Origin of the sequence: Solimonas marina (assembly GCF_012241385.1) — a bacterium.
Taxonomy (GTDB): domain Bacteria; phylum Pseudomonadota; class Gammaproteobacteria; order Nevskiales; family Nevskiaceae; genus Solimonas; species Solimonas marina.
Genome location: NZ_JAAVXB010000006.1, coordinates 1 through 18,494 on the forward strand (window position 1 = coordinate 1; position 18,494 = coordinate 18,494).

18 protein-coding genes are annotated in these 18,494 nt (G+C 64.7%); 10 read left to right on the top strand and 8 right to left on the bottom strand.

What is annotated here, in order from left to right:
• Positions 1 to 117 precede the first annotated feature (117 nt).
• The 4 genes from G7Y82_RS11635 to G7Y82_RS11650 all read right to left on the bottom strand — a co-directional run bounded on the left by G7Y82_RS11635 (position 118) and on the right by G7Y82_RS11650 (position 2,211).
• Positions 118 to 381 carry a hypothetical protein gene (locus tag G7Y82_RS11635; protein ID WP_168148307.1) on the bottom strand — a complete coding sequence of 88 codons (264 nt, stop codon included), beginning with the start codon at positions 379 to 381 and terminating at the stop codon, positions 118 to 120.
• An 11-nt stretch (positions 382 to 392) separates the two neighbouring features.
• On the bottom strand, positions 393 to 668 hold the full coding sequence (locus G7Y82_RS11640; RefSeq protein WP_168148308.1) for a single-stranded DNA-binding protein: 276 nt from the start codon (positions 666 to 668) through the stop codon (positions 393 to 395).
• A 141-nt stretch (positions 669 to 809) separates the two neighbouring features.
• On the bottom strand, positions 810 to 1,436 hold the full coding sequence (locus G7Y82_RS11645) for a rolling circle replication-associated protein (RefSeq protein ID WP_168148309.1): 627 nt from the start codon (positions 1,434 to 1,436) through the stop codon (positions 810 to 812).
• 304 nt (positions 1,437 to 1,740) lie between these two features.
• Entirely contained in the window at positions 1,741 to 2,211 is a 471-nt protein-coding gene (locus G7Y82_RS11650; protein WP_168148310.1) for a hypothetical protein, read from the bottom strand.
• Between the two features lie 369 nt (positions 2,212 to 2,580).
• Here G7Y82_RS11650 and G7Y82_RS11655 point away from each other — a divergent pair, with 369 nt between their 5' ends.
• From G7Y82_RS11655 to G7Y82_RS11670, 4 genes are all read left to right on the top strand, one after another.
• On the top strand, positions 2,581 to 3,120 hold the full coding sequence (locus G7Y82_RS11655; RefSeq protein ID WP_168148311.1) for a hypothetical protein: 540 nt from the start codon (positions 2,581 to 2,583) through the stop codon (positions 3,118 to 3,120).
• 66 nt (positions 3,121 to 3,186) lie between these two features.
• On the top strand, positions 3,187 to 5,139 hold the full coding sequence (locus G7Y82_RS11660; protein ID WP_168148312.1) for a copper resistance system multicopper oxidase: 1,953 nt from the start codon (positions 3,187 to 3,189) through the stop codon (positions 5,137 to 5,139).
• Complete coding sequence (locus tag G7Y82_RS11665; protein ID WP_168148313.1) at positions 5,139 to 5,903, top strand: copper resistance protein B; 765 nt, start codon at positions 5,139 to 5,141, stop codon at positions 5,901 to 5,903. Before G7Y82_RS11660 ends, G7Y82_RS11665 begins: the two co-directional genes overlap by 1 nt.
• 91 nt (positions 5,904 to 5,994) lie before the next feature.
• The gene (locus G7Y82_RS11670; RefSeq protein ID WP_168148314.1) at positions 5,995 to 6,186 is read left to right on the top strand and encodes a hypothetical protein; all 192 of its coding nucleotides are present in this window, start codon (positions 5,995 to 5,997) and stop codon (positions 6,184 to 6,186) included.
• Here the strand turns inward: G7Y82_RS11670 and G7Y82_RS11675 are convergent, their stop codons facing one another.
• On the bottom strand, positions 6,187 to 6,759 hold the full coding sequence (locus tag G7Y82_RS11675) for a DUF4142 domain-containing protein (protein ID WP_168148315.1): 573 nt from the start codon (positions 6,757 to 6,759) through the stop codon (positions 6,187 to 6,189). It abuts the gene before it with no gap.
• Between the two features lie 223 nt (positions 6,760 to 6,982).
• Between G7Y82_RS11675 and G7Y82_RS11680 the strand changes: the two genes are divergently transcribed.
• The 3 genes from G7Y82_RS11680 (at position 6,983) to G7Y82_RS11690 (ending at position 12,298) form a co-directional block, all read left to right on the top strand.
• Positions 6,983 to 8,191: a permease gene (locus G7Y82_RS11680; RefSeq protein WP_206370616.1), complete on the top strand. Its 1,209-nt coding sequence runs from the start codon at positions 6,983 to 6,985 to the stop codon at positions 8,189 to 8,191.
• 96 nt (positions 8,192 to 8,287) lie between these two features.
• Positions 8,288 to 9,538: an MFS transporter gene (locus G7Y82_RS11685; RefSeq protein ID WP_168148316.1), complete on the top strand. Its 1,251-nt coding sequence runs from the start codon at positions 8,288 to 8,290 to the stop codon at positions 9,536 to 9,538.
• Positions 9,539 to 9,661: 123 nt separating this feature from the next.
• The gene (locus G7Y82_RS11690) at positions 9,662 to 12,298 is read left to right on the top strand and encodes a hypothetical protein (protein ID WP_206370618.1); all 2,637 of its coding nucleotides are present in this window, start codon (positions 9,662 to 9,664) and stop codon (positions 12,296 to 12,298) included.
• A gap of 498 nt (positions 12,299 to 12,796) precedes the next feature.
• Here the strand turns inward: G7Y82_RS11690 and G7Y82_RS11695 are convergent, their stop codons facing one another.
• Both G7Y82_RS11695 and G7Y82_RS11700 read right to left on the bottom strand, forming a co-directional pair.
• Positions 12,797 to 13,537: a hypothetical protein gene (locus tag G7Y82_RS11695; RefSeq protein ID WP_168148317.1), complete on the bottom strand. Its 741-nt coding sequence runs from the start codon at positions 13,535 to 13,537 to the stop codon at positions 12,797 to 12,799.
• 57 nt (positions 13,538 to 13,594) lie between these two features.
• Positions 13,595 to 13,942: a c-type cytochrome gene (locus G7Y82_RS11700; RefSeq protein WP_168148318.1), complete on the bottom strand. Its 348-nt coding sequence runs from the start codon at positions 13,940 to 13,942 to the stop codon at positions 13,595 to 13,597.
• 233 nt (positions 13,943 to 14,175) lie between these two features.
• On the opposite strand from G7Y82_RS11700, the gene G7Y82_RS11705 reads away from it, so the two are divergent.
• On the top strand, positions 14,176 to 15,360 hold the full coding sequence (locus G7Y82_RS11705) for an acetyl-CoA C-acyltransferase family protein (RefSeq protein ID WP_168148319.1): 1,185 nt from the start codon (positions 14,176 to 14,178) through the stop codon (positions 15,358 to 15,360).
• A gap of 9 nt (positions 15,361 to 15,369) precedes the next feature.
• On the opposite strand, the gene G7Y82_RS11710 is transcribed toward G7Y82_RS11705, so the two are convergent.
• Positions 15,370 to 15,933 (bottom strand): cytochrome b, encoded by a 564-nt coding sequence (locus G7Y82_RS11710; RefSeq protein WP_168148320.1) that lies wholly within the window; start codon positions 15,931 to 15,933, stop codon positions 15,370 to 15,372.
• 151 nt (positions 15,934 to 16,084) lie between these two features.
• Here G7Y82_RS11710 and G7Y82_RS11715 point away from each other — a divergent pair, with 151 nt between their 5' ends.
• Positions 16,085 to 17,551, top strand: a complete 1,467-nt coding sequence (locus G7Y82_RS11715; RefSeq protein ID WP_168148321.1) for a glycosyltransferase family 2 protein — start codon at positions 16,085 to 16,087, stop codon at positions 17,549 to 17,551.
• Positions 17,552 to 17,562: 11 nt separating this feature from the next.
• Positions 17,563 to 18,489 (top strand): carbohydrate kinase family protein, encoded by a 927-nt coding sequence (locus tag G7Y82_RS11720; RefSeq protein ID WP_168148322.1) that lies wholly within the window; start codon positions 17,563 to 17,565, stop codon positions 18,487 to 18,489.
• The last annotated feature ends 5 nt before the right edge of the window (positions 18,490 to 18,494 follow it).

Below are 18,494 nucleotides of genomic sequence, written 5' to 3' on the forward strand. Positions count from 1 at the left end.
CAGCCGCACCCTTCACAACATTGCGCTTCGTGAGCGCGATTTCCTTCAACATGGCGCTGTCTCCCGACGTTGCCTGCATCCCGAGATCGGGCGGGACGCTTCCCCGTACAACAACTCTCAAACCAACGCGCTACGAATCGCGCGCATAACTTGCTTGGCTGCCCAGACAATAGCCAAACCCGTTGCCATGACGACAAAACCAGCAGCGAGCGCCTGCGACAGCTCGTCGCTGTTCAGCTCGGCAGGATCGAAAGGCTCCGCCACGACGACGTTTTGAACAGCACCCTCCCCCTGCGCGCACACGGCGAACTCATTGCCGTTGCCATCCTGAGCGACGGACAGAGAAGACGACGGGCAGACGAACATCGCGACGGTAGCCATTACAAGACTCGTTACGCGGCCTTCGCCTTCGTCGCAGGCAAAAGCTCAAGGTTCTGACGGACGTTCAGGCGGCCGAACTGATCGACGTAGAACGAGCCGGGACCGAGCACGTAGTCACCGGGATTCGCCGGTTTGGCGCCCTTGGCAACCGGGACTTCGATCTTCACCGGATAACGCTCGCCGGGCAGCAACACGTACGCCTCGATCATCGGAATCGAGAAATGCTCACCAGTCGATTTCTTGGTGACTTCCTTGGTGTAGCTGCGAGTGACTTCAATGTTAAGCATGGCCTTGGGCCTCCACTAAGTCCGCCGCTTGGGTAAGTTCGGCTGCGAGCCGACGAGCGTCGCGGGCGGTAAATTCGACGGTCGTGAACATCAAAGGTGCGTAGATCGACAGGAGCACGGCGGGGCCTTCTGCTTCGGCCTCTACGCGAGTGCCGGTGTGTTCGGTTGGAGCAGCTGTACCCATAGATCACCTAGTGCGGTCCTGACGTGGTTGGAATCGGCGCCGCGACGTGCGAGCACCACTCGCCCGCTTACGCGTGCGACGAGAACAAAAGGGGAATGCAGACGACGACGAAGACCACAAGCGAAGTGCTGAACAAAGCCGCCACCCTTGGCACGCTGCAGCTTCTGGCCGATGTAGCTCAAGGTGCGTGCCCAGGTGGGCCGGGTCTCAAAGCTCATGCGCTTGCGCTCGTCAGCGGTGAAGCCGCCAGAACCGTGCATACGTGCGCCGCAAGGGAGCTTGTCCTTGGTAGCTACTTTGCTCGCGTACTTGACGATATAGCCGACGCCGTTCTGCGCCCATTCGCTGCGAGTACTACCGTGCGGCCACCAGCCCATGGCGTCCCAAAACGGTACGCGGTCTTTGCCTTGTGGTAGCCAGGTAACGATGTGGTAGTGAATGGCGCCGCGCTCTTGAAGTTCGGCGGTCCAGACGTAACGGAGCTTGTGCCCTCGCCTACCCATCCATTGCCGTACACGCTTGATGGCTTCGCTGATGTGACGGGGCGACCAGTCGCCGACATCGCGATAGGTCAGCGTCACCATGGCCGGACGCAGAGCCGTTGAAGCCTCATGCACCTGCGCGGCTCGGCACACGCGACGACGCATCCGCTTAATCCGGGCTTCGCCCGTGTCGATGTCTAAAAGCGGTGACTCTGGCGTGTCACTTGTTGAAATACTGACAAGCCCAGAGGCCGCGCTCCGCGCGACCTCAACAGCACCGGTCGGCGCGCTCACTGGAAGCACTGGAAAAGCTCCCAGATGCAGGCGCCCGCGCAGTAACCGAGAGCAAAGACGAGAGAGAGCAGACCGAACACAACGGTCGCATAGAGCACGTCGTCGGGTTGGTTCATGCCGACACCGCCGAAAAAGCGTTGTGCGAGGAAGAAAGAATGACGTCGCCTATCGAAGGGCACTCATCGACGACGAGACCATCAACGGAAACACATTCAGGATCCTGGTTTGCCGTGGGGCTATGCCCCACACCCCGGGAGGAGTCGGCGAACAGGTCGAGCTGGTGGCCACCACGGCGAACGGCGAACCCACGATCAGGGATGCCGTCCCACTCGATTGCGGTATCGACGAACTTGTGTGACCAGCGGAAAAGAGACGGCAACAGGCGGAGTTCGGCAAGGGCCATCGTCTGCGTCGGGGCGAACCACTGACGCGGCGTCATGCCAGCCCCGCTAAGCTGACACTCCCAGCAATTCAGACCACGGCGCCAGCGGGCATAAAATCCGCGCTGAGATCGCCCGAAGGTGTATTTGATGCGTAGGTCTTTCGTCCTGACGCCGATTAGCTGTGCCGGCCTGCCGGTCATGTTCCCGCCCCCTTGTCGTAGAGCATCGCTCTACTTGGGGCGGACCGTAGAGCGTCGCTCTACGAATATCAATAGGGATTCCGATGGAAGCGCACGAACTCATTGAATCTGCTGCAAAGAAAGTCGGCAGCATCAGCGAGCTAGCCCGACAACTCGAATGGGATAAGGGAGCAATCGCGGGAATAAAGGCCGGAAAAAGACCATTGCCGGCCTACAGAGCGGCACAACTTGCAAAACTTCTAGGGCGGGATGAGGACGCGGCGACGTGGGAAGCTTTAGCGCAACAGGCAAAGGGAGCGGAGCGCGAATACTGGCTCAGAAAACTTCAAAATTCAGGATCGAAAATAGCGGTTATCGCAATAGCTTTTCTTGCTCTATTCACAACGCATTTACCTAGAGCAGAAGCAGCGAATACTTCAGAATTCGGAGGTTCGGCGCTCAATATACATTATGAACAATTATGGCCGTCCTTGCCAGGGCAGCTACTCCGGCTTTCTTGAGCTGCGCTGGATCGGGTTCTACCATGGCCGGATGTCGCGTCGCCTTTTCACGTCTCTTGCACTGCTGATTGCCTTGCTGTTTCAGGCGGTCGTGCCTGCGTTCGGGTTTTCGTCCGAGCGTCGTGGGATGTCGTCGTCCGAGATGATGGCGATGGCGGATGAGCATTGCGCCGAGCAGATGCCGTCTCTTGATCCGGCTGCGGATGCCGATCTGCATCATCAGATGGCGTGCGACGAGTGCTGTCATTCTGCGATGCATTGCGGCGCGTCTTGCGGCCAGTTGCCGCTGATGGCGTTCGCGTTGTCGCTGTCATTGCCGAGCGACGCTGAGCGCTGGCTGCCGCCTGCGGGCCGGCAGTTGCCGCAATCCGCGCCGATCCCGCTGCTGAGGCCACCGATCCTCGCCTGAGCGTGACCGTGACCCTGGGCTTTGTCGTGCCCGGGATTCGTTCATTGTTTCAGGAGCATGCGAATCATGTCTTCGATGACTCATGGCGTTGGCGGCATCAGCCGTCGGCGTTTTGTTCAAGGCCTGGCCGCTGGCGCGGCCGTGACGGTGTTTTCTCCCACGATGTTGCCGCTGGCGCGCGCCGCGGTGCCGCGTCCGGGTTCTTACGGCTTGCCGGAGCTTTCGGGTACCGAGTTCGATCTGGCCATCGAGCCGACGGCCGTCAATGTCACGGGTACGCCGCGTCTGGCAACGCTGGTCAACGGCACGCTGCCGGGGCCGCTACTACGCTGGCGCGAAGGCGACACGGTGACGATGCGCGTCACCAACCGTCTCAATACGCCCAGCTCGATTCATTGGCACGGCATGCTGGTGCCGCCCGAGATGGACGGTGTGCCGGGGCTGAGTTTCAACGGCATCGCCCCCGGCGAAACTTTCACCTACCGCTTCCCGGTGCGTCAGAGCGGCACGTACTGGTATCACAGCCACAGCGGCTTTCAGGAGCAGACCGGGCTGTTCGGTGCGCTGGTCATCGAACCGCGCGAAGCCGATCCGGTCGCCGCGGACCGCGATTATGTAGTGATGCTCAATGACTGGACCGACGAGGATCCGCACGCCATCGTCCGGCATTTGAAGACCGGTGACGGCTACTACAACTATCAGAAGCGCACCCTCGCCGACTTCTTCCGCGACAGCTCGAAAAACGGCTTCGCGGCGACGCTCAAGGAACGCTGGGCCTGGGGCATGATGCGTATGGACCCGCGCGACATCGTCGACGTCAGCGGCGCGCAACTGGGCGGTACCTATACGTATCTGATCAACGGCCAGCCGCCGGCGGCGAACTGGACGGGCCTGTTCCAGCGCGGCGAAAAGGTCCGGTTGCGCTTCATCAACGGCTCGGCGATGAGTTATTTCGACGTGCGCATCCCGGGCCTGAAAATGACGGTGGTTGCTGCCGACGGCAGTAACGTCGAACCGGTTTCGGTCGACGAATTCCGCATCGGGGTGGCCGAAACCTATGACGTGCTCGTCGAGCCGCAAGACGACGCCTACACGATCTTTGCGCAATCGCTGGATCGTAGCGGCTATGCGCGCGCGACGCTGGCAGTACGTGAAGGCCTGACGGCGCCGGTACCGCCGATGGACCCGATCTTCAGCCGCACGATGACGGACATGGGCATGAGCATGTCGGGCATGGGTGCGATGCACGGCATGGATATGTCGTCTGCTGGCGGCATGGACGGCATGGCGCACCAACCGTCGGCGATGACGATGGGCGGCGGGCATCAGATGTCCGGCATGCACGACATGCACGGTGCGGCGGCGTCAGGAATGGCCATGGGCGGTATGCATCACGGCGGCCACCACGGGTGGATGCCGCCGCCGACTCCCCCGCTCCCGGCCACGGCGCCGACCAATGCCAGCGGTATCGTCGCGTATCCGCAGCCCAAGGATGTACACCTGCAGCGCGGTCCGGCGGTGGTCAACATTGCCGCGTCGCCAACCACACGTCTGGACAAGCCCGGCGACGGGCTCAATGGCAACGGGCGGCGCGTGCTCACGTATGCGGATCTGGTGCGCCTGGATCGTGGGCCGCAGAACATTGCGTTCGACGCGCGTGACCCGCAGGCCGAGGTGCTGTTGCATCTGACCGGCAACATGGACCGCTACATCTTCGGCTTCAACGGCCAGACCTACGAACAGGCGCGGCCGGTGCGTCTGCCCTACGGCCAGCGCATTCTGGTGACGCTGATCAACGACACGATGATGGAACATCCCATTCATCTGCATGGCATGTTCACGGAGCTGCACAACAGTGCCGATCACCGACGCCGCCCACTCAAGCACACCGTCAGCGTCAAGCCGGGCGAAAAGCTGCACTACTGGGTAACGGCCGACGAACGCGGCCGCTGGGCCTATCACTGCCACCTGCTGTACCACATGGAAGCCGGCATGTTCACGTCGGCGGAGGTGGCGTGATGAAACCGGCAAACAAGAACCTGACGCAGATGCTGGCCGCTGCCCTGGCGACGGCGATCGCCGCGCCCGCACTGGCCGCCGGCGACCACATGGCCGGCATGCTCGGCACCGTGCCGCCGATTCACACCGATCCGACGGTGGGCTATGCGGCACTCAACCAGAACGAATGGCGCGGCGGCGACGGCAGTAACACCTACCGGTGGGACGGCGAAGCCTGGTACGGCAGCAGCTTCAACCGGCTATGGCTGAAGACCGAAGGCAGCCTCGATACCGACACCGGAACGCTGGACGACACCGAAGCGCAGGCCCTGCTCTCGCATGCCATCTCGCCGTTCTTCGATCTGCAGGCCGGCGTGCGTTACGACATCAAAACGGCCCCGTCGCGCGGCTGGGCGACGCTGGGCTTCGAAGGCCTGGCACCGATGTTCTGGGATCTCGGCGCCTACCTCTACGCCAGCGATGCCGGCCACTACGGTGCACGCCTGGAAGGCTCCTACGATCTGTATCTGACGCAGCGCCTGGTGCTGCAGCCGCAGTTCGAGCTCAACGCCTATGCCAAGCGCGACGCGCGACGCGGACAGGGCTCTGGCCTGTCCGATCTCGATGCCGGGCTGCGCCTGCGCTACGAGATACGCCGCGAGTTCGCACCGTACATCGGGCTCAGCTACGAACGGCTGTACGGCGACACGGGGCGATACGCCAGAGCGGATGGCGAGGACAGCAGCAAGCTGCTATTCGTGGCCGGCATCCGGCTCTGGCTATAGACGGAAAGTTCGCCGGATGCGGGCCGTCCGGCGAACTTCTACCGGGCGCGTGCCTCTAATACGGCGAAACCCGTCTCGTCGCTGCCGTCGCATGAATCGCCCGATATCGTCGCCCGAACGTCCGTCCACCCGCCCGCGCCTCAAAAGCCTGGACGAGATGGACGCGCCGCTCGCACATCTGGCTGTACACGACAAAATACCACGCCCATGGCAGAAAGCCTTGGGCGTGGCGTTGATCTTCGTGCTGCTACTGGCGCTATCGGCCTATCTGGCCGCGGGCTGATCAGCTGGGGTATTTCTGTTCGAGCTGGTCGGCCAGTGCGCGGTGTGCCTTCAGGTCCGGCAGCGTCGTCGACGCGAATAGCTTGATGTCGGTGTCCCGCGTCGCCTTGACCGTGCGATTGAATAACGCCACGGCACCGGCGTGCGCATCGGCGACCATCTTGCTGTACTGCGCGTCGAATTCCTTGCCGTTGGCCGAGCGCAAAGCGTCCAGCTCGGACTGATGCGCGGTATCTAGGCTGGCCGGCAAGGTCACGCCCTTGCCCTGTGCCAGCTTCTCGAGCTTCTGTGCGGCAGCCGTGTGATCCTTGACGATGCGCTGCGCGAACTGGCGAATCGTCGGATCGCTCGATTTGACCTCGGCCAACTGGGCGGCGGCGATTTCGGTACGGCCGTCCTCGGCCGCCTTCTCCATGAATGTCAGATCGCCTTCCGTCATCGGCTGCGTCGACGTCGTCATGCCGCTGTCGGTCTTGCGCACCATGTCGTCTGCCGCCACCAATGATGGCGCCAACAGCGCCGCCAACGTCATCAGCCCGACGAGCATGATGGCTGGATAGCCTGGCTTCCCCATGTTGATCCTCCGCTAGGGCCGTCAATCAATTGCAGTAGGCCTATCAAAACGCAGCGGGCGTGAATTCGGGATGAACCGCTTTGGCATGCAGATGAGCATGAAGGCGCTCGTTCAGACATCAGCCGATGTGTCGAGCATCAAACCACCGCATGATTTAAGCGCAGGCGTGCATTGGCGCAGCGCCTGCCCTACGCTCACCCGGTACTGACGGCAAGGAGGCCGCATGCTGTTCGATCTATTGCACGCCGTTGGCGACGCGCTGTGGTTGGCGCTACGCATGTTCTGGCAGCTGTTCTGGGGGCTGAGCCTGGGTTTTGCGCTGAGCGCCATCATCGAGGTGATGGTTTCCAAAGATCAGATGTCGCGACTGATGCCCGACGCACGCTTCGGCAGCATCGCTCGCGCCAGCGTGCTCGGCATGGTCTCGTCGTCCTGCTCGTATGCGGCGGTCGCGATGACACGCTCCGTGGTGCGCAAGGGCGGCGATTTCACGGCCGCGATGTGTTTCCAGTTCGCGGCGACCAATCTGGTGATCGAGCTTGGGGTACTGATGTGGCTGTTGCTCGGCTGGCAGTTCGCGCTTGCCGAGTTCGTGGGTGGAGTCGTCATGATCGTGCTGATCGCCTTGGGACTGCGCCTGTTCGTATCGCGTGCGTTGCGCGACGACGCCGTCGAGCACGCGCATGGCGATGCCATGGGACGCATGGAAGGCCATGCACAGATGGCCATGGCCCAGCAGGACGGCAACTGGCGCGATCGCCTGTTCTCGCGCCAGGGCTGGATCGCCGTCAGTCACAACTACGTGATGAACTGGAGCATGGTCTGGACCGACGTGTTGATCGGCATGCTGATCGCCGGCGCGCTCGGCAGCTGGATTCCGGATCAGGCCTGGAAGACTGTGTTCTTCGAAGGTCACGGCGTGCTCAGCGCTGTCTGGGGCGCCTTGATCGGCCCCTTCATCGCGCTGCTCTCCTTCACCTGCTCGGTCGGCAATGTGCCACTCGCATCGGTGCTGTGGAACGGCGGCATCGCCTTCGGTGGCGTCATTGCGTTCATCTTCGGCGATCTGATCATCCCGCCGATTCTCAACATCTATCGCAAGTACTACGGCGGCCGTGTCACGCTGCGCCTGCTGCTGGCGTTTTATCTGACAATGGCGCTGGCGGCGCTGGCGGTCGAAGCCCTGTTCACGCCTTTGGGTCTGGTCCCGCAAGGTGGCCACGCCACGGTCGTCAGCGCGTCGATTCGGCTCAACTACACGGCGGTCCTCAACGCCTTGTTCGGTTTGGTGGCGGTGATTCTCGGAGTCGTCTTCATGCGCAGCGGCGGACCCAAGATGATGCGCATGATGGCGTCCGGCGCGCACTCGCATCATGGCCCGCATCAACACCACGAACACGAGGCCGCGCACGATCACGCTCCCCATGGCTAGGCCGCAGCCTCTGCAGCACACGTGAGCGACCACGCACCGTCGAGCGCCCGACGCCGCGCCGCCCACGGCCCCTCGCCCGGACGCCGGGCGCTGGCCATGCTGGCCATGCTGGCGCTGATCGTCGCCGGCGAGGCGGTATTCATGCTGCCGTTCGTGGTCGCCCGTGTGTTTCGTGCCACGTTCCTGACGGTCTTCGATCTGACCAATCTGCAGCTGGGGAGTGCGTTCTCGGTCTACGGCGTGATCGCGATGGTGTCGTATTTGCTCGGCGGGCCACTGGCGGACCGCTACCCGGCGCGCAGCCTGATTGCCATCGCACTGCTTGCAACCTCCCTCGGCGGCATCGTGTTCGCCGGCATTCCGTCGATCGCCGGTTTGACGCTGCTCTACGGGTTCTGGGGTGTCACGACCGTGCTGCTGTTTTGGGCCGCGCTGATCCGCGCCACACGCGAGTGGGGCGGTATCACCGCACAGGGCCGCGCCTACGGATTGCTCGACGGCGGCCGCGGCGTGCTGGCGGCCATACTGGCCACGGCAGCCGTCGCACTGTTCGGCCATCTACTGCCGGCACAGGCGGCCGCTGCCGATGCCGCTCAGCTGGCGCGCGGCATGCGCGCGATCATCCTCGCGACGACAGCCTTCACCGCGCTGGCCGCAGTGCTGGCCTGGTTTGCGCTGCCAGGCAATCCGCCGGCCGCCACCGCTGACGGCCCGCGCTTGAGCTGGGCCGGCGTCAGGGCCGCCGCACGATTTCCCAGTGTGTGGCTGCAGGCACTGGTCATTGTCTGCGCGTACGTCGCCTACAAGGTCACCGACGTGTTCGGGCTCTACGCGCATGACGTACTCGGTTACGACGACGTCGCTGCTGCGCGGCTCGGATCGCTGACGTTCTGGGCACGCCCGGTCGCGGCCCTGGCCGCCGGATGGTTGGCGGACCGACTGCGCGCCAGCCAGGTTGTCATCGGCGGCTTCGCGCTGCTCGGGGTCGGCGCCCTGCCGCTGGCGGCGGGCTGGTCGCCGCTGGCCGTGCCGGCGGTGCTGATGATGGTGCTCGCGATAACCAGTCTGGGGATCTACGGCGTGCGCGGCGTCTACTTCTCGGTCATGAACGAAATGCGCCTGCCGCTGGCGATGACCGGCAGTGCGGCCGGCCTGGTCTCGGTGATCGGCTTCACGCCCGACATCTTCGCTGGACCACTGATCGGCGCGCTGCTCGACCGCGCGCCTGGCGCCGCCGGGTTTCATCAGGTCTTCGCGATGACCGCCGGCTTTGCCGCCGTCGGGCTGATCGCCGCGCTGGCACTGGCGCGTCTGACGCGGCCGCTACGCGAGGCCGTGCAGCGCTGACGTATGCTCGCGCCGTTCAGCCGCAAGCTCGTTTTGCCCGGTTACATTCGCGCGCAAGCGGATCGGGACCGCCGGGCGGCTTTTGTTACCCTGAATTTTCGAGGCTTATTCAAGACATTCGGTATGGCATTGCGATCTGCATTCGTGCTGTGCGCGCTGTTGTTCTGCGGCCTCGCGACCGCGAACCCTGCCCCGTTCGACCTGAGCGGTCCGACATTGCGGGTGGTCGTCACGCGTGGCTCGGAAATCCTGCCGGCGTCCGAAGTGCCGAATCTGGCGGTCGGCGACAAGCTGTGGATCAAGGCGGACTTTCCGAAGTCGCAGTCGGCGCATTACCTGATGGTGGCGGCGTTCCTCAGTGGCTCGACCAACCCGCCGCCCGAGGACTGGTTCTTCCCGTGCAAGACCTGGAAGGGCGATTGCGCGCGCGACGGCCTGACGGTCACGGTGCCCAAGGGCGCCCAACAGGTCATGGTCTTTCTGGCGCCGGAAACCAACGGCGATTTCCGCACGCTGGTCGATGCCGTACGCGGCCGCCCCGGTGCGTTCGTGCGCGCCTCGCAGGATCTCAATCAGGCGGCACTGGATCGTTCGCGCCTGGATCGCTACCTGGCGACGATCCGCAACCTCAACGATCACAACCCGTACGAGATCAAGGAAATCACGCCGCTGCTGGCGCGCAGCCTGGGCATCAAGGTCGACGAAAAATGCCTGGACCGCATTCCGGAATTGCAAGCGTCCTGCCTGATGCAGGGCCAGGAATCGCTGATCCTCAATGACGGTCACAGTCAGTCCATCGTCGAAGCGCTGACCTCCGGCCCCGGCGCGGATCTGGCGCTGGCCGCCAGCTCGACGCCGGAAGCCGGTTACGGCTATTACAGCCCGTATATCTCGTCGATCATCGACATCGCGCGCATCTTCGACTCGTTCCATCTGGCGCAGTACCAATACATTCCGGCGCTGGCTTCACAGAAAGGCGCGGCACTGCAGCTGACGCTGAACTCGCCGCCGTCGTTCCACGATCCGAAGTCGGTGCTCGTCATAGGCCTGCCGGCCGTCGAAAAAGCGCAGCTGCCGCCGCTGCACGCCGTCGACCCCAACGAAATCTACTGTGCGAGTCGTGACAGTCTGGTGCTGCCGGTCGAAGGCGCACCGCTGGTGTTCTCGACTGGCTACGCACACAACGTGATGCTGCAGCTGACCGGCAGCGACGGAAAGTCGGTCTATCTACCGGCCAGCGCCGACGGTACGCAGGGCGGCTACGTCGTCGACATGTCGCGCGTGCAGTCCGGCCAGCTCGGCGAATCGATACAGGCGGTATTGCGTGGCTATTGGGGCTTCGAGCCGTTCAGCGGGCCCGACTTCCAGCTGCGCAATGCGCACGCCGCGAACTGGACGCTGGCCGACGGCGACAATGAATCGCTGATCGTCGGCCGTCAGGACACGGTACGACTGAAGGCCGACAGCGTCAGTTGCGTCGACGGCATCATGCTGCGCGATCCGTCCGGCAAGCAGATCAAGGCTGACTGGAAGGCCGTCAAGCCGGACGAGGTCGAGGTCAAGGTGCCGCTGCAGGATGCGCAGCCGGGCACGATGACCTTGCTCGTCAACCAGTACGGCGCCAAGCAGCCGCTGCCGATCTCGATCCGTGCGTTCTCCGACGCCGGCAGCCTCGACACCTTCTCGATCCACGCCGGCGACGCCAGCGGCGTCTTGGTCGGTACGCGCCTCGATCTGGTCTCACAACTGATGATCAACGGCGTGGTCTTCACACCGGGCGAGCTGAAGACCGATCAAGGCAAGGACCGCCTGACGATGCAGGCGCAGGACGCCGCGACCGCCGCGGCGCTGAAGCCCGGCGCGTCGGTGCAGGCGCAGGTCACGCTCAACGACGGCCGGACCCGCACGCTCAATATCAACGTGCAGGCGCCGCGCCCCAGCGTGAAGCTCATGGACAAGAGCGTGCAGCCGTCGCAGTCCAGCGCCGCCAGCAACATCCGCCTCGCCAATGCCGACGAGCTGCCACAAGACGCGCGGCTGACATTCTCGATCCGCGCGGTCAGTCCGGCACGCTTCGCACGCGACCAGACCATCGAGGTCGCCTCGCCCGACCAGTCGTTCTCGACGGTGCTGACGGTCGCCAGCGGCGCGATTCGCCTGGAGAACTCGAAGGTCGCACTGGTCACACTGGATCCGGCCAAGGCCTTCGGCTTCTCGGCGTTCGGGCCACTGCAGTTCCGCATGACCGACGACGGCGTCGCCGGCGACTGGCAACCGCTGGCGACACTGGTTCGCCTGCCGGCACTGAAGACGATCAAATGCCCGGCCACGCCGGATCTCGCCTGCCAGCTGTCCGGCAGCGACCTGTTCCTGATCGATTCCGTGGCCAGCGACCCGAGTTTCAAGCACGCGTCGCCCGTGCCCGACGGCTTTCCGGGCTATAGCCTGCTGGTACCGCGCCCGGATGCCGGCCGCCTGTATGTGAAGCTGCGCGACGACCCGTCGGTGACCAACGTCATCACGCTCGACGTCCAGCAACTGCCGCCGACGCCGGAAGAACTCGCCGCGCAGAAAGCCCGTGCCGACGCGGAGAAGGCGAAGGCCGATGCCGAAAAGGCCCGGCAGCAACAGACGCCGCCGAGCCCTGCCCCGGATGCGCCGGGAACGTCGTCGTCATCGTCGCCCGACGGCAGCGGTTCGAATGCGGCCGCTGCGACGCCGGCCGACAGCGCCCAGACCGGCGACAAGACCGCCCCCTGAACGAGACGGCGAACCCGCCGGCGGATTCGTCGAGCGCGGTCGACGTCCCGCAAAAGACTCAGACCGGCGGCAGCGCATCGACCAGCGCGCCCTGACGACGCGCAGCGGCCACCGATCGGCCGCTACCACTTTCGGGCGCCCACCTCCCCTAACCCCTCCCCCCGCCGGCGGGCAAGAGGGGAGCCAAAGCACATTCGTGCCCATTGCGTCGTCAAAGCCCTCTCCGCCAGCGGGGCGGAGAGGGTTAGGTGAGGTGGGGTGCGCGACGGCCCGGATGTGGCTTGAAGTAATGGTGCCACCTTCCGGCTCCCACCTCCCCCAACCCCTCCCCCCCGCAAGCGGGCGGAGGGGAGTCGAAGCGCGCTCGGCGCCATAGCTTCGTCAAAGCGCCCTCCGCCAGCGCAGCAGAAAGGGCTTGGGTGAGGTGGGGTGCGTGATGCGACAGCCGTGGTCGGAGTAGACAGAAGTGCCCGTCGCGGCGGCGCGCCAGCCGATCGCCTACGGCGTCGTACCGGCGATCCTCGCCCAGACCTGTTCGGCCTGCGTGGCCATCGCCTTGAACGCCTCGTTCTCGGCGTCGATGCGCTTGGCGTCGAGGCTTTCGGCGTCGTGCCAGGCGTCGCCGAGATCGCCGACTGTCGCCGAGCCGCTGGCGCGCCCGAACACGTAGCCGGTGCGCACGTCGACGAACAGTGCGCTGGCGGTCGAGACGATGCTGGCATTCTTCGGCGCGTCGCCGAGCTTGAGTTTCGACGCCGGTGCCTGCGGCTTGCCGTCGACCTCGAAGTGCGTGTCATAGGTGTACGCGAGCAGCACGTCGGCCTGGATCTTGGCGGCGGCGAAGCGCACGCTCTCGAGCGAATCGAGCGACGCAGGCACCAGCGCCGGCGCCAGCGCGTCGACGTCGTCGACCGACGCCCAGTGCTCAAGCATCTGCAGCTGCGCGGCCGACGGCGAATGATCGCCGCCGACGAAGCCGTAGCGCTTGCCGTCGCCGGCTTCGGCGACCTGTGATTTGTAGCCCGGCGCCTGCACGCGTGCGACGGCCAACCGCGCCGGCAGGTTCAGTGCCGGTTGCAGCGTACCGGCACCAGCGATACTGCCGTCCTTGATCTGGTCGAGCGGCGCGGGTCCACCCGGTGTCGCGTAACCGGCGCAGCCGGACAGGGCCAGCGTGATCGCCAGCATCGGGAAAATCAGCGTGGGGTGATGTATTCGCATCTGCAGCGTCGGGGGCATGGCACTCCAGGTCGCCAGTCTAGCCTGCGGACACGTCAATGCGGCGGGCCGCTGTTATCAATGCCCACTTTTGCTGAGCATGTAATGAACGGCAGCCGCGACGTCCTCGTCGCTGAGGTCATTCGCCCCGCCCTTCGCCGGCATCTTGCCGATGCCTTGGTTGGCATTGGCAATTAAGGCGTCGACCGAACCGGCCTGTTGCAACAGGCGATCCCAGGTCTGCTGCTTGCCGGTCTTCGGTGCCCCGGAGAAGAACGCGCCGAACGCCGAGGTATGGCACTTGGCGCAGGCCTGATCGTAGACCTTGGCGCCGTCGGGCACTGCTTCAGCGGCCATCGCCAGCAGCGGCGTCGCAAGCAGAAATACGGTCGCTGAGATGATGGTGAGAAATTTATTTCGTGTCATGGGGATCGATTATGCGGTGAAGTGGTCCAATACGGCAGATAATCCGCCGTCGCTCGGTCCACTTGGCCCGTTTGTTGCGCAAATGCGTGCGGCGTCGAAGCGCGTTTGTACGCTTCGGCCGCGGATTGGAAATCCGCCGCGATCCATCAGGAGAACCTGGATCGAGCCCGCGTCACGACGCGGTTCGCGATGTACGCGTCGCACTCACGCAGTAGCTGGCTCAAGAGGTTTTCATGTCAATGCCGGAGGTCTGGGTGCTCGCTGCCGCGAGGACCGCGATCGGCAGTTTTGGTGGTTCGCTCAAGGAAGTTCCGCTTTCCGATCTGGCGACGACGGTGCTGCTGGCCGCCATCGCACGCAGTGGGGTGCGCGCGCAGCAGGTCGGTCACGTGGTGATCGGCAACGTCATTCCGACCGAACCGCACGATGCCTATCTGAGCCGTATCGCCGCCGTGCGTGCCGGCGTGCCGCTCGATACGCCGGCGCTCAACGTCAACCGGCTGTGTGGCTCGGGGCTGCAGGCCATCATCACTGCCGCGCAAACCATCGCCATGGGCGACACCGACATCGCCATCGGTGCCGGTGCCGAATCGATGACGCGCGGCCCCTATCTGCTGCCGATGGGCCGTTTTGCCGACAAATGCGGCGAGCAGAAAATGCGCGATTTCATGACCGAGATCCTGCACGACCCGTTCGAGCGCTGCCACATGGGCGTGACCGCCGAAAACATCGCGCGTCGCTACGGCATCACCCGCGAGGACCAGGATGTGCTCGTCAACGAAAGCCAGCGGCGCGCCACACAGGCGATCCGTGAGGGCCGTTTCACCGAGCAGATCGTGCCGGTCGAGATCGAGACGGCGAATGGCGCGGTCCGTTTCGATACCGACGAACACGTGCGCAGCAAGACCACGATGCAGTCGCTGGCCCGCTTGAAGCCGGCGTTCCAGGCCGGTGGCGTGGTGACGGTCGGCAATACCGCCGGCGTCAACGACGGCGCTGCGGCGCTGGTGCTGGCCTCGCCCGACGGTGCGCGGCAATCGGGCCTGCAGCCAGTCGCGCGTCTGCTGTCATACGCGCATGCCGGCGTCGAGCCGGCATACATGGGCATGGGGCCGGTGCCAGCCACGCGTCTGGCGTTGAAGCGCGCCGGGCTGCGCGTCGAGGATCTCGACGTCATCGAGTCCAACGAGTCATACGCCGCGCAGGGTTGCGCGGTCATGCGCGAGCTGGGGCTGGATCCGGACAGGGTCAACCCCAACGGCTCGGGTATCTCGCTCGGCCATCCGGTCGGCGCGACCGGCGCAATCATCGCCACCAAGGCGATACATGAACTGCACCGCACCGGTGGCCGCTACGCGCTGGCGACGATGTGCATCGGCGGCGGTCAGGGCATTGCGGCGATCTTCGAGCGACTCTGACGCACCGCGCTACCAGCCCATGCGCTGCAGCTCGGCGTGGCGGTCGACGAACTGATGCTTCAGCGCACCGAGCAGATGCAGCGCGAACGCCGCATACAGCGCGTAACCGAACCAGACATGCCAATGACCGAACAAGGTATGCAGCGACTCCTTGGTGGCCGGGTCTGCAACGTTCTGGATCCAGCCGATGCGCGGCCACGGCACGATACCGAACAGCGCCATCGGGTGCGTCGCAGCGCCCTCCCAGGCCGAATCGTGCATCCAGCCGCTCAGTGGCAAGGCGAAGATCAGCACATAGAGCAGCACATGCACGACGCCGGACAGCCGTCGCTCCCAGGACGGATATGCAGCCGGCAGTGCCGGTGGCCGATGCGAGAAGCGCCACAACAGGCGCAGCAACGCCAGACCGAGCACAGTGATGCCGATCGACTTGTGCGTGTCGATGGTCGTGCGCACCCAACTGTCGGGCAGGCTCTCGGCGGCCAGGCCGAGCACGACGTTGACGATCATCAACAGGGCAATCAGCCAGTGCAGCGTAACGGCGGTGCGGGTGTAGCGTGGCGTCTGGTTCATGGCGAGTCGTGAGATGATGGACCGGCTCCGATGCGCGACATGCGCAACTCCCGTCCGGTGCGTCCGGGCGCAACGTTAGCGCGTATTCGAAGATCATGTGTCGCCGCTGTCGGCAAGCTGTTGCAGTCCCCCGTCCCCCGCACCGCCCCTCATGGATGCCCTGACCCAGACCCTGATTGCCAGTTCGCCGCGCTTGACGCCGACCACGACGCCACTGCGCAGTCTGATCATTCACGGCGCGGTGTTGTGTCTGTGGCTGCTGCTGATCGGCGCCGCGTTCATGCTCGGCGGCGTCTTCGCATGGTCGGTCGGTATCGCCTACATCGTCTACGACACGCTGCTGCTGGGCTTTGTCGCCTGGCAGTTGCGCGCGCTGTATCGCAGCACCGACCCGGCGACCGTGCCGGCGTCAGGGCCCGCAACCGTTCGGCATCCCACGGTCGGCGTGATCGTCGCCGCTTATAACGAGGCCGCCGCGCTGCCGCTGACACTATCGGCACTGCTCAAGCAGCGCGACATGCCGGATGTAATCGTCATCGCCGACGACGGTTCCGATGACGGCACCGCCGCCATGCTGGAACAGCGCTATGGTCTGCAGGCGCCAGCCGAAGGCGAACTGAGCGGGGCGGGCAGCGTCCATCCGGCCTTGCGCTGGCTGCGCGCGCCGCACGGCGGCAAGGCGCGCACGCTCAATGCGGCGGCGCTGTGCGTCGAAACGGAGGTGGTCATCACCGTCGATGCCGACACTCTGCTCGCACCCGGCGCAGTCGCAGCGTTTCGCGACGCGTTTGCGGGCGAACTGGAATTGGTCGCCGCCACCGGCGTGTTGACGCCCATCTGTGGCAATTCCTGGGGCGCCGGCATCCTGCAATGGTTCCAGACTTACGAATACATCCGCAATTTTCTGTCGCGCTACGCGTGGATGCGTGCCGACAGTCTGCTGCTGATTTCCGGTGCGTTCGCCGGCTTTCGCCGCAAGTCGATGCTGTCGGTCGGCGGCTTCGATCCCGATTGCCTGGTCGAAGACTACGAGCTGATCCACCGGCTGCGTCGCGCGGCGCTGGCGCGCGGTGAATCCTGGCGCTTTCGCGTGATCGGCGCCGCGCAGGCGCGCACCGATGCGCCGAATTCGGTGCCCGCCTTCCTGCGTCAGCGGCAGCGCTGGTTCGGCGGCTTTCTGCAGACGCAGTACTGGTATCGCGACATGGTCGGCGACCGTCGCTACGGCAAGCTCGGCCTGTGGATGCTACCGGTCAAGGCGATCGACACCCTGCAACCGCTGTACGGCCTGGCTGCGTTCGTTCTGCTGGTGAACTATCTGGTCAGCGGCCGGCTCAACGTGCTGCTGCCGGTTTCGGCGGTGATCCTCGCCAAGATCGCCGTCGATCTGGTCTTTCATCTGGCGTCGGTGCACTGGTATCGGCGCTGGGTGGGCGACGCCCGACGCACGAGCTTTATCGCCGCCCTGCTTGCCGCGCTGGCCGAACCGTTCACCTTCCAGCTCCTGCGCCACAGTGGCGCCGCCATGGGCTGGTGGGCCTTCCTGGGCGGCCGCCGCGTCTGGAGCCGACAGAATCGCAGCGGGCTGCTCAACAGCAGCGATCCGAGCACGCACTGAACCTCCGCACGATGCCCATCGAACCGCAACCATGGCCGAGCTTCGTCGTCTTCGGCGAAGCGCTCACCGATCTCGTCCGCGTCGATGCGCAAACCTGGCGCAGTGTCGCCGGCGGATCCTGCTGGAACGTCGCGCGGGTCGCCGCAACGCTGGGCATGCCGAGCGCCTGGGCTGGCGCCGTCGGTGACGATCCGTTCGGTCGCGACATCCTGGAGCTGACCGAAACCGCCGGACTCGACATGCGCTTTGCGCAGCGCGTTGCCAAGCCGCCACTGCTGGCCATCGTTCACGAAACCCATCCGCCACAGTATTTCTTCGTCGGCAACGATGCAGCGGACCTTGCGTTCGACGAAGCGCGCCTGCCGAAAGGCTGGGAATCGCACTGTCGTGCCGCGCACTTCGGCTGCATCAGCCTCGTGCGCGAACCGTTGGGCTCGCGTCTCGAACGCATTGCACAAACCCTGAGTGCGCGTGGCACGCTGATCAGCTTCGATCCGAATCATCGCAACCTGATGGGGCCGGATTACCGCGTGCAGTTCGAGCGCCTCGCCGCATACGCGGATGTCATCAAGATTTCCGACGAGGACGCCGCCGGCATTTACCCGGAACTGGCGCCGGCAGATGTGATCGCCCGCCTGCGGCAGCAGCGGCCGGATGCGAGCTTGCTCTACACCCGTGGCAGCGACGGCTTGAGTCTTTACCGGCGCGGCGAGCACTTCGAGCAGCGCGCGTTTGCGGTCAAGGTCGCGGACACGGTCGGGGCCGGCGACGCCTGCCTCGGCGCGTTTGTCTGCAGCCTGCTCTCGTCACCGGATGCCGATCCGGCAACACATCTGCGCTACGCCGCCGCGACCGCCGCGTTGGTCTGCACCCGATCGGGAGCTTACGCACCCAGCGATGCGCAGGTCCGTCAGTTGATGGCCGAACAGGCCATCTGATGCGG